Origin of the sequence: Streptomyces sp. NPDC058457, assembly GCF_042720695.1 — a bacterium.
Taxonomy (GTDB): domain Bacteria; phylum Actinomycetota; class Actinomycetes; order Streptomycetales; family Streptomycetaceae; genus Streptomyces.
Genome location: NZ_JBHXLU010000041.1, coordinates 84,223 through 94,347, shown reverse-complemented (window position 1 = coordinate 94,347; position 10,125 = coordinate 84,223). Strand labels below are relative to the sequence as shown.

Sequence of the window (10,125 nt, the reverse complement as noted above, 5' to 3'; positions counted from 1 at the left end):
ACCGAGCTCCAGTCCTCCAACCCGGCAGTGATCGCGTTCCTGCGCGAGTACGAGGACGACCTCGTCCTCTGTGTGCACAACTTCTCCCGGTTCGCCCAGCCCACCGAACTCGATCTGCGGGTCTTCGACGGCCGGCATCCGGTCGAGCTGATCGGCGGGGTGCGCTTCCCCGCCATCGGCGAGCTGCCGTATCTGCTCACCCTCGCGGGGCACGGCTTCTACTGGTTCCGGCTCTCCCGAGTCGCCTCCCGCACCGGCCGTCGGCCGTGAGCGTGCGGAGCCGAGGAAAGGACGTGTCACCATGACGAAGACCGTTGACCTGCCCCGGGGCACGACGGCCGGCCTCGACCGGCCGCTGGTCTCGCTGGGCGGGCTGCTGCGCGACTGGCTGCCCCGGCAGCGCTGGTTCGCGGGCAAGGACCGGCCCGTCACGGAGCTGTCGGTGCTGTCCCTGACCGAACTCTTCCCCGGCTGCCTGCACCTGCTGGTCCACGCCGACCACTCCCCCGGCGGGGGTGCCGCCCCGTCCGGTGACTGCTACCAGCTCCTGCTCGGCGTCCGCGAACACCGCGCGCCCAGGCTGGAGCGGGCCTACCTAGGCCGGGCCGAGGAGGGCCCGCTGGCCGGGCTCGCCGTCTACGACGCCCTGCACGACCCGCGCGCCGCCGAACTGCTCCTGGAGCGGCTGCGCATACCCGGCACGGCGGGCCCGCTGCGCTTCGAGACCGCCCCGGAGGCCCGGATACCCGGCGGACTCGCGCCGCGGCTGCTGGACGCCGAGCAGTCCAACTCGTCGCTGGTGTACGGCGACTCCTACATCCTGAAGGTGTTCCGGCGGATCCAGCCCGGCGTCAACCCGGACCTGGAGGTGCCCGGCGCACTGGCCGCGCAGGGCTGTGCCCGGGTGCCGGCGCCGGTGGCCTGGTTCCGCACCACCGAACCGAGCCCGGCGACGCTCGGGGTGCTGCAGCCCTTCCTGCCCGGCGCGGCCGACGGCTGGACCCTCGCCCTGCGCGCGCTCGCGGCCGGGGACGACTTCACCACCGAGGCGCAGGAGCTGGGCCGGGCCACCGCGGAGGTGCATCTCGCGCTCGCCGCCGCCTTCCCGTCCGCCGTCCACGACGAACACAGCCGCACGGCGGAGGCGATGTCGGCGCGGCTGGACGCGGCCGCGCACGCGGTGCCGGCCCTGCGGCCGTTCGTGCCGGGGCTGCGCGGCGCCTTCGACACGCTCGCCACCTGCGACGCGGGGCCGCTCGCCCAGCGGATCCACGGCGACCTCCATCTCGGGCAGGTGCTGCGGGCGGACCACGAGTGGTTCGTCATCGACTTCGAGGGCGAGCCGTCCCGGCCTCTCTCCGAGCGGCGCAGCACCCAGTCGCCGGTGCGGGACGTCGCCGGGATGCTCCGCTCCTTCGACTACGCGGCCCGGCAGCGCCGCCCCTGGCGTCCGGAGTGGGCCCGCCGCTGCCGGGAGGCCTACTGCGCGGGTTACGCTGCGCGGGCCGGCTGGGACCCGCGCAAGAAGCACGCACTGCTGCGCGCCCACGAGACGGACCGCGCGGTGTACGAGGTGGTGTACGAGGCCCGGCACCGGCCGGCCTGGCTTCCGGTTCCGATGGCCGCGATCGAGCGGCTCGCCCGCTGGAGAGGCTGACTGACGTCATGGCACTGCGCGACTCCTCGCTCCCCGAGCCCTCCGGCCCCTCCCGTCCCACGGCCCCGCCGCTGGACGCCGACGAGCGCGGGCGCCTGCTCGCGGGCGCCCACCACGATCCGCACGCCCTGCTGGGCGCCCGCCCGGTGGACGGCGGCACCCTCTTCCGGGCGCTGCGCCCGCACGCCCGTGCGGTGAGCGTGCTCGTGGACGGGGTGCGCAGCCCCCTGGCACCGGAGGACGACGGTTTCTTCGCGGCCGTGCTGCCGTACGCCGAGGTCCCGTCGTACACCCTCCTCGTCGCGTACGAGGACGGGGAGCACGAGGTTCACGACCCGTACCGGTTCCTGCCCGCGCTGGGTGAGTACGACCTGCATCTGATCCGGGAGGGGCGGCACGAGCAGCTGTGGAAGGCGCTCGGTGCCGAGCCGATGACCCATGACGGGGTGACCGGCACCAGGTTCACCGTATGGGCGCCGAACGCCCGGGGTGCGCGGGTGGCCGGGGACTTCACGTGCTGGGACGGCACGCAGTTCCCGATGCGTTCGCTGGGCGCGGCCGGGGTGTGGGAGCTGTTCCTGCCGGGGGTGGGCGAGGGCGCCCGGTACAAGTTCGAGATCACGTCCCGGCACGGCGGCCGGTTCCTCAAGGCGGACCCGATGGCCCGGCGGACGGAGGTCCCGCCCGCGACCGCGTCGATCGTGGCGGTCTCGCACTACGAGTGGGACGACGCGGAGTGGATGGCGCACCGGGGTGACGTCCCGGTGCACGAGGCGCCGTTCTCGGTGTACGAGGTGCATCTGCCGTCCTGGCGGCCGGGCCTGAGCTACCGCGAGCTGGCCGAGGAACTCCCCGCGTACGTCGACGACCTGGGCTTCACGCACGTCGAGTTCATGCCGGTCGCCGAGCATCCCTTCGGCGGCTCCTGGGGCTACCAGGTCACCGGCTTCTACGCGCCGACCTCCCGGCTCGGCACCCCCGACGACTTCAGGTACCTGGTCGACGCCCTGCACCGGGCGGGCATCGGCGTGATCATGGACTGGGTGCCGGCCCACTTCCCCAAGGACGACTGGGCGCTGGCCCGCTTCGACGGGGACCCGCTGTACGAGCCCGGGGACGACCGGCGGGCCGAGCATCCGGACTGGGGGACCTACGAGTTCGACCTCGGCCGGGTGGAGGTGCGCAACTTCCTGGTCGCCAACGCCGTGTACTGGTGCGAGGAGTTCCACGTCGACGGGCTGCGGGTGGACGCGGTCGCCTCGATGCTCTACCTCGACTACTCGCGGGACTCCGGCCAGTGGACGCCCAACGTGTTCGGCGGGCGCGAGGACCTGGACGCGGTGGCGTTCCTGCAGGAGATGAACGCGACCGTGTACCGGCGTGCGCCGGGGGTGGTGACCATCGCCGAGGAGTCCACCGCGTGGGACGGGGTGACCCGGCCGACCGACAGCGGCGGGCTGGGCTTCGGGCTGAAGTGGAACATGGGCTGGATGCACGACTCGCTGGAGTACATCAGGCACGAGCCGGTGCACCGCAAGTACCACCACCACGAGATGACCTTCTCGATGGTCTACGCGTACAGCGAGAACTACGTCCTGCCCATCTCCCACGACGAGGTCGTCCACGGGAAGCGGTCCCTGGTCTCCAAGATGCCCGGCGACTGGTGGCAGCAGCGTGCCAACCACCGCGCGTATCTGGCCTTCATGTGGGCCCATCCGGGCAAGCAACTGCTCTTCATGGGGCAGGAGTTCGCCCAGGGCGGCGAGTGGTCCCACGCCGACGGCCCCGACTGGTGGCTGCTCGACCCGGAGTACGGGGCCGAGGCCGATCACCGGGGTGTCCGGGATCTGGTCCGCGATCTCAACTCCGGGTACCGCGCGCACCCCGCGCTGTGGCAGCGGGACACCGATCCGGCGGGTTTCCAGTGGGTCCTGGGGGACGCGGCCGAGGACAACGTCTTCGCCTTCCTGAGGTTCGATGCCGAGGCCCGGCCGTTGTTGGCGGTCTCCAACCTCTCCCCCGTGGTCCGCCCCGGCTACCGGCTGGGCGTGCCCAGGGGGATGCCCGTCTGGCAGGAGATCCTCAACACCGACAGCGCTCGGTACGGCGGCGGGGACGTCGTCAGCCGGGGGCCGTTGCTCGCCGACGACGGCGCTCTGCGGCTCACGCTGCCCCCGCTGGGCACGGTATGGCTGGAGCCCGTCGCCCCGTAGCCCGTCGAGGGCTCCGTCACGTGTTTCCGCGGCCGGGTCCGGGCAGTCCGGGTGGAAAGACCCCGCCGCGCCCGGTCGCGGCCCGGCCGGAGGGCGGTTCCCTGTGCTGCGTACCGTCGGTGTGGAGGAAGAACTCCTGCTGGTCCACCCGGACAGCGGGGAGCCCGTGCCCTGGTCGGCGGCCGTCGTCGACCGGGCCGCCCAGGACGATCCCGGACAGGCCGTGTTCCAGAAGGAACTGTTCGGGCAGATGCTGGAGCTCGCGACCAGTCCGCAGCGGGACATGGCGGAGCTCGGTGCCGAGATCGTCGGCTGCCGCAAGGAGGCGGGCCGGCTGGCGGGCGAGATCGGCTGCGCGGTCGCGGCGCTGGCCACCTACCCCCTGCCGGTCGCCCCGGCGCTCACCCGGCACGAGCGGTACCACTGGATGGCCGGGCGGTTCGGCGCCGCCATGGTCGACTGGTTCGTCTGCGGCTGCCATGTGCACGTGTCGGTGGAGTCCGACGAGGAGGGGGTCGCCGTCCTCGACCGGATCCGGCCGTGGCTTCCGGTGCTGCGCGCGCTCAGCGCCAACTCGCCGTTCTGGCAGGGCCGGGACTCCGGTTACGCCAGCTTCCGCAGCCGGCTGTGGGCGCGCGGCCCGTCGGCGGGGCCGACCGAACTGTTCGGCTCGGCCGAGCGCTACCGGCAGCGGGTCGCGGACATGGTGGCCAGCGAGGTCATCCTCGACACGGGGATGGTGTACTTCGACGCCCGCCTGTCCACGCGCTACCCGACGGTGGAGATCCGGGTGGCCGACGTGTGCCTGCGGGCGGACACCACCGTTCTCGTCGCCACGCTGATCCGCGCCCTGGTGGAGACGGCCGCACGCGACTGGCGGGCGGGGCGGCCGCCGCTCGACCCCAGTGTGAGCATGCTCCGGCTGGCCTCCTGGCAGGCCGCCCGCAACGGCCTGGAGCAGGACCTCCTCGACCCGGTGACCATGCGGCCCCGGCCCGCCGCCGAGGTGGTGCGCGCGCTGCTGGCGCACACCGCGGAGGCGCTCGCCGACAGCGGCGACGCCCTCGGCGTCGAGGAGGGCGTCGCACAGTTGCTGCACAGGGGTACCGGCGCCCGCGAGCAGCGGTCGTTCCTGGAACGCAGCGGGAACCTGCGGGACGTCGTCGTGGAGTGCGTGCGCCGCACCCAGGGCTGAACTCAGGAGTTGAGCTTTGTCATCAGGTGGAAACGAGTTGACCGTTCCCGACACGGGCCGCACTCCCCTGGGCTAGATTCGACCCGCATCGACAACAGTACCGATCGGGAGGATGACCCTCCGTACATGCAGGAGCAGCGCATGCGCGACTACGCCCTCGCTCCGACGACCGCTTCGACCCTGACCGGCGGGCTCGCCGACAGCATCTTCGAGACGGCGGACCGGAACCCCACACTGCCGGTGCTGGCGCGCCGGCCCGAGGGCGCCACCACGGGCTGGGAGGAGGTCACCGCGGTCGAACTGCGGGACGAAGTGGTCGACCTGGCCAAGGGGCTGATCGCGTCGGGGATCTCGCCGGGGCAGCGGGTGGCCATGATGGCGCGGACGCGCTACGAGTGGACGGTGTTCGGCCTCGCGCTGTGGTCGGTGGGGGCCGAGGTGGTGCCGATCCACCCGACGTCCGCGCGGGACCAGGTCGAGTGGATCCTGCGGGACGCCCGCTGTGTGGCCGTGGTGGTCGAGGACGAGCAGGCGGTGATGACCGTCGGCACCGTGTGCGAGGGGCTGCCCGGGCTCAAGCACGTGTGGCAGCTGGACGCGGGGGCGCTGCCCGAGCTGGTGCAGAAGGGCAGGTTCGTCCCGCTGACCACGGTGGAGTCGCTGCGCCGGATCGTGATGCCGGACTCCACGGCGGCCATCACCTACACCTCGGGCACCTCGGGCCGTCCGCTGGGCTGCGCGCTGAGCCACCGCGGGCTGGCGTACCCCTGCGACACGCTGCTGGCGGGTTGGGGGCACACCGCTGCGCGCCCCGGCGAACAGGCCTCCGTCCTGGCCTTCCTGCCGTTCTCGCACGTGTACGGCCTGATGGTCATGGTGATCTGTCTGCGCGGCGGGATCCTGATGGGCCACGAGCCGGAGATGACCGAGGCCGCGCTGGCGGCGGCGCTGGGCACGTTCCGGCCGACCTATCTGTACGCGGTGCCGTCGGTGCTGGAGAAGGTGTACAAGACTTTCCTGCGCACCTCCCAGCAGCACGGCCGGGGTGCCCTGTTCGAGCGGGCCGCCGAGACGGCCCGGGACTTCGCCGCCGCCCTGGAGCGGCAGCGGCTGGGCACCGGCGCCGGTCCCGCCTTCGACCTGCGGCTGCAACACGCCCTGTACGAGCGGACGGTGTACCGCAAGCTGCGGGGGGCACTCGGCGGGCGGGTGCTGCGGGCCACGTCCGGCGGCTCCTCGCTCAGCCGTGAACTCACCCTGTTCTACGAGGGCATCGGCATGTACGTCCATGACGGCTACGGCCTCACCGAGTCCAGCGGCGGGATCACCATGCAGCCGCTGGGCCGCGAGAAGTCGGGCACGGTGGGCCAGGCCCTGCCCGGCACCCAGATCCAGGTGGCCGACGACGGCGAGATCCTGGTGCGCGGTCCTTCGGTGTTCCAGGGGTACGTCGGTGACGACTACGCGACCCGGGCCGCGCTGCGCGGCGGCTGGCTGGCCACCGGGGACATCGGGCGGCTGGACTCCGAGGGCTATCTGACCATCACGGGCCGCAAGAAGGACATCATCATCACCAGCAGCGGCAAGAGCGTGGCCCCGGCCCCGCTGGAGCAGCGGCTGCGGATGCACCCGCTGGTGCACCAGGCGGTGGTGGTCGGCGACGACCGGCCCTGCGTGGGCGCGCTGATCACCCTGGACCCGGACTTCCTCGCGCACTGGCGGGGCGGGCTGGCGGTCTCGGGGGACTCGCCCGGGCGCGAGGCGCGCGAGGAGAACGCGCTGCGCGAGGAGATCGCCCGTGCCATCGCGTCCGCCAACAGCGTGGTGTCCCGCTCCGAGTCGATCCGGGTCTACCGGGTGATCCAGGAACCGTTCGCCCCGGGCAACGGCATGCTCACGCCGTCGATGAAGCTGCGCCGGGACGCCATCGCGCGTCACTACGCGGCCGAGATCGACGCCATGTACCAGGCCCGCTCGCAGGCGGTGCGCCGGCCGGGCCAGCCGGAGCCGGCCGACTGGGACGACTCGGACAACGTGTTCCGGTGAGCTGACCACGCGTATCCGGCGCCAGGGTGGGAACTCGCCGCGAAGGGAGAGACCAGCGCGACGGCGGCCCCCTCCCGGGGCTGGAAGAGACGAGATGGGGACCGGACCACGGCGGGACGACGGCCGATCCGTGGAGGAGACCGACGGATGCACGGTCTCCTTCCCGGGCCGGCTCCGCGATGTGACCGGTGCCCGGCTGGCCGCCGACGGCTATCTCGCCGGCCTCGCCCGCAGCTCGCCGCCCACCGGCCCGGACTGCTGGAACGACATCCTGCTGGTGGTGACGGAACTGGCCGCCAACGTCGTCCAGTACGCGCCGGGCCCCTTCGAGCTGCGGATGCGCCGGACCTACGACGGCGTCCACGTCACGGTGCACGACTCCAGCCGGGTCCGGCCCGAGCCGCGGCCCTTCCACCCGCACGGGGGCGGGGGCGGCGTCGGCTGGCACCTGCTGCACACCCTGTGCGACCAGGTCAGCGTGGTCGTCACCGCGGACGGCAAGGACGTCCACGCCTTCCTGCCCTGGTGAGGGCTGCCAGGCCGCGGGCCGGGTGCGGGCCGGGTGCGGTCACTCCGGCCGGTGCGCGACCACCCCGAACATCGTCACCGACATGTGCACCGCCCCCTGCTCGGCGGCCTCGGCGAGATCGGCGTACAGGGTGTCCCGCTGTTCCCCGGTGACGGCGCCGGTGCGCACGGCGGCCTCGCCGAGCATGCGGATCAGCGGCCAGGCGACCGAGCGGTGGTCCTGCAGCAGGGCCTGCGAGCCGCGGTCGTCCACCACGAACCCGGCCGCGCTCAGCTGGCCGACCAGGCGGCGCCCGGCGTAGGGGTTGGCGCCGTTGAGGGCGGCCCCGGTGAGCGCGCGCACCACGTCCGGGTCGCCGGGGTGCAGGAGGGTGGTCCCCCAGTCGGTGTCCAGCACGGCCACCCGGCCGCCGGGGCGCAGCACCCTGGCCATCTCGGCGATGGCCCGGTCGGGCTCGTGGAGGTGCTGGAGGACCCGCTCGCACCACACGACGTCCATCGAGCCGTCCGGCACGGGCAGCGCCTCGGCCTCGCCCTGCAGGAAGCGGGCCCGGCTGTCGGCGGACCGCTCCTCGGCGACCGCGCGCAGACTCGGGTTGACCTCGACGCCGATCGCGACGCCGTCCGGGCCGACGGCCGCGGCCAGCACCCGGGTCTGCGAGCCGGTTCCGGAGCCTACGTCGAGGAGCCGATCACCGGGTCGCACCGCCAGTGCCTCCTCGGCCCAGGTGCGCAGCCGCCGTACGCCCGGGTTGGCGTCCTGGGAGTCCAGGGCGGCGACCAGCGGGGTCACGCGGTCGGGGTCGATGTGCCGCTTCTGGAAGCCCGTTCCGGGCTGGGTCTGCGCCATGGCGGGCACTCTACTGGCGGATGTGATCGCCGTGGGACGGCCTTCGGCCGGACGGAAGTACGGCGCATATCTGTGCGACAGCCGGTTTCTCCCGGTGATCCAGGGGCATGCTGGAGCCCACGCGTTCGGCTGCCTGCCCCGCCCCGCTGGCGGAACGGCGTCGGGCACGGTGGGATCGATGTGGTGCGAGGCAAGCGTTCCGGGGCACGCGGACGGCGTCGAGCCGGACGGCCTGGAGCAGCGGAAAGGGATACACCGTGACACGACCCAGGATCCTGGTGGTGGGCGCAGGCTTCGCCGGAGTGGGGTGCGTGCGCCGCCTGGAGCGGAAGCTCTCCCCCGACGAGGCCGACATCACGCTGGTGTCGCCGACTTCCTACCAGCTCTATCTGCCCCTGCTGCCACAGGTCGCCTCGGGTGTGCTGACACCCCAGTCGATCGCCGTCTCGCTGCGCCGCAGCAAGAAGTACCGCACCCGGATCCTCCCGGGCGGTGCGATCGGGGTGGACCTGAAGTCCAAGGTGTGCGTCGTCCGCACCATAACCGACCAGCTCGTGAACGAGCGGTACGACTACATCGTGCTGGCCCCGGGCAGTGTCACCCGCACCTTCGACATTCCCGGCCTGACCGAGCACGCGTTCGGGATGAAGACCCTCGCCGAGGCCGCCTACATCCGCGACCACGTCATCTCCCAGCTGGATCTGGCCGATGCCAGCAACGACCCGGCCGAACGCGCCGCACGGCTGCAGTTCGTCGTGGTCGGCGGCGGCTACGCGGGCACCGAGACCGCGGCCTGTCTGCAGAAGCTCACGCACGCGGCGCTGCACCGCTACCCGAACCTGGACCCGAAGCTGATCAAGTGGCACCTGATCGACATCGCCCCGAAGCTGATGCCGGAGCTCGGCGACAAGCTCGGCCGCAGCGCCCAGGAGGTGCTGCGGCGCCGCGGCATCGACGTCTCCCTGGGAGTGTCGATCGAGAAGGCGGGCCTCGCCGAGGTCACCTTCACCGACGGCCGGGTGGTGCCCACCCACACACTGATCTGGACGGCCGGGGTCGTCGCCAGCCCGCTGATCGCCACCATGGGCGCGGAGACGGTCCGCGGGCGGCTCGCGGTCAACGCCGAGATGACCCTGCCGGGCCACGACGGGGTGTTCGCGCTCGGCGACGCGGCGGCCGTACCGGACAAGGCGAAGGACGAGGCGGGCGCGGTCTGCCCGCCGACCGCGCAGCACGCCATGCGGCAGGGCAAGGCGGTCGCCGACAACGTCATCGCGGCCCTGCGGGGCCGGCCGCTCCACCCGTACGTGCACAAGGACCTGGGCCTCGTGGTGGACCTCGGCGGCAAGGACGCGGTCTCCAAGCCGCTGGGCATCGAACTGCGCGGTCTGCCCGCCCAGGTGGTGGCCCGCGGCTACCACTGGTCGGCGCTGCGCACCAACGTGGCCAAGACCCGGGTCGCGACCAACTGGCTGCTGAACGCGCTGGCCGGTGACGACTTCGTGCGCACGGGCTTCCAGTCCCGCAAGCCGGCCCGGCTCAAGGACTTCGAGTACACGAACACGTATCTGACACCGGAGCAGGTCCGGGCGCGCGCCGAGGACCCCGGCGGCTCGCCCGCGTGACACAGAGCGCG

The 10,125-nt window shown here is 72.8% G+C and carries 8 protein-coding genes; 7 read left to right on the top strand and 1 reads right to left on the bottom strand.

All coding sequences use genetic code 11. From position 1 onward, the window contains the following. From ACFWPS_RS28775 to ACFWPS_RS28750, 6 genes are all read left to right on the top strand, one after another. A partial coding sequence (locus tag ACFWPS_RS28775; protein ID WP_383709697.1) for an alpha-glucosidase C-terminal domain-containing protein occupies positions 1-270 on the top strand: 270 nt, incomplete at its 5' end. A 31-nt stretch (positions 271-301) separates the two neighbouring features. Continuing rightward, complete coding sequence (locus ACFWPS_RS28770) at positions 302-1,657, top strand: maltokinase (RefSeq protein WP_383709695.1); 1,356 nt, start codon at positions 302-304, stop codon at positions 1,655-1,657. 8 nt (positions 1,658-1,665) lie between these two features. Further along, positions 1,666-3,870 (top strand): 1,4-alpha-glucan branching enzyme, encoded by a 2,205-nt coding sequence (glgB, locus tag ACFWPS_RS28765; protein ID WP_383709692.1) that lies wholly within the window; start codon positions 1,666-1,668, stop codon positions 3,868-3,870. Positions 3,871-3,976: 106 nt separating this feature from the next. Further along, entirely contained in the window at positions 3,977-5,065 is a 1,089-nt protein-coding gene (locus ACFWPS_RS28760) for a glutamate--cysteine ligase (RefSeq protein WP_383709717.1), read from the top strand. A gap of 141 nt (positions 5,066-5,206) precedes the next feature. Further along, a complete protein-coding gene (locus ACFWPS_RS28755) occupies positions 5,207-7,111 on the top strand; it encodes an AMP-dependent synthetase/ligase (RefSeq protein WP_383709714.1) in 1,905 nt (634 codons plus the stop codon). 94 nt (positions 7,112-7,205) lie between these two features. Next, positions 7,206-7,640 carry an ATP-binding protein gene (locus tag ACFWPS_RS28750; RefSeq protein ID WP_383709690.1) on the top strand — a complete coding sequence of 145 codons (435 nt, stop codon included), beginning with the start codon at positions 7,206-7,208 and terminating at the stop codon, positions 7,638-7,640. A gap of 39 nt (positions 7,641-7,679) precedes the next feature. On the opposite strand, the gene ACFWPS_RS28745 is transcribed toward ACFWPS_RS28750, so the two are convergent. Further along, positions 7,680-8,489, bottom strand: coding sequence for a methyltransferase domain-containing protein (locus ACFWPS_RS28745; RefSeq protein ID WP_383709688.1), 810 nt, complete (start codon positions 8,487-8,489; stop codon positions 7,680-7,682). 257 nt (positions 8,490-8,746) lie between these two features. Here ACFWPS_RS28745 and ACFWPS_RS28740 point away from each other — a divergent pair, with 257 nt between their 5' ends. Beyond that, positions 8,747-10,114 carry an NAD(P)/FAD-dependent oxidoreductase gene (locus ACFWPS_RS28740; RefSeq protein WP_383709685.1) on the top strand — a complete coding sequence of 456 codons (1,368 nt, stop codon included), beginning with the start codon at positions 8,747-8,749 and terminating at the stop codon, positions 10,112-10,114. Positions 10,115-10,125: the final 11 nt, after the last annotated feature.

Bases quoted from the DNA above. Each gene is read 5' to 3' on its own strand.
- ACFWPS_RS28745 (WP_383709688.1), bottom strand. From the start codon at position 8,489: ATGGCGCAGACCCAGCCCGGAACGGGCTTCCAGAAGCGGCACATCGAC.
- ACFWPS_RS28755 (WP_383709714.1), top strand. From the start codon at position 5,207: ATGCGCGACTACGCCCTCGCTCCGACGACCGCTTCGACCCTGACCGGC.
- ACFWPS_RS28750 (WP_383709690.1), top strand. From the start codon at position 7,206: ATGGGGACCGGACCACGGCGGGACGACGGCCGATCCGTGGAGGAGACC.
- glgB (WP_383709692.1), top strand. From the start codon at position 1,666: ATGGCACTGCGCGACTCCTCGCTCCCCGAGCCCTCCGGCCCCTCCCGT.
- ACFWPS_RS28770 (WP_383709695.1), top strand. From the start codon at position 302: ATGACGAAGACCGTTGACCTGCCCCGGGGCACGACGGCCGGCCTCGAC.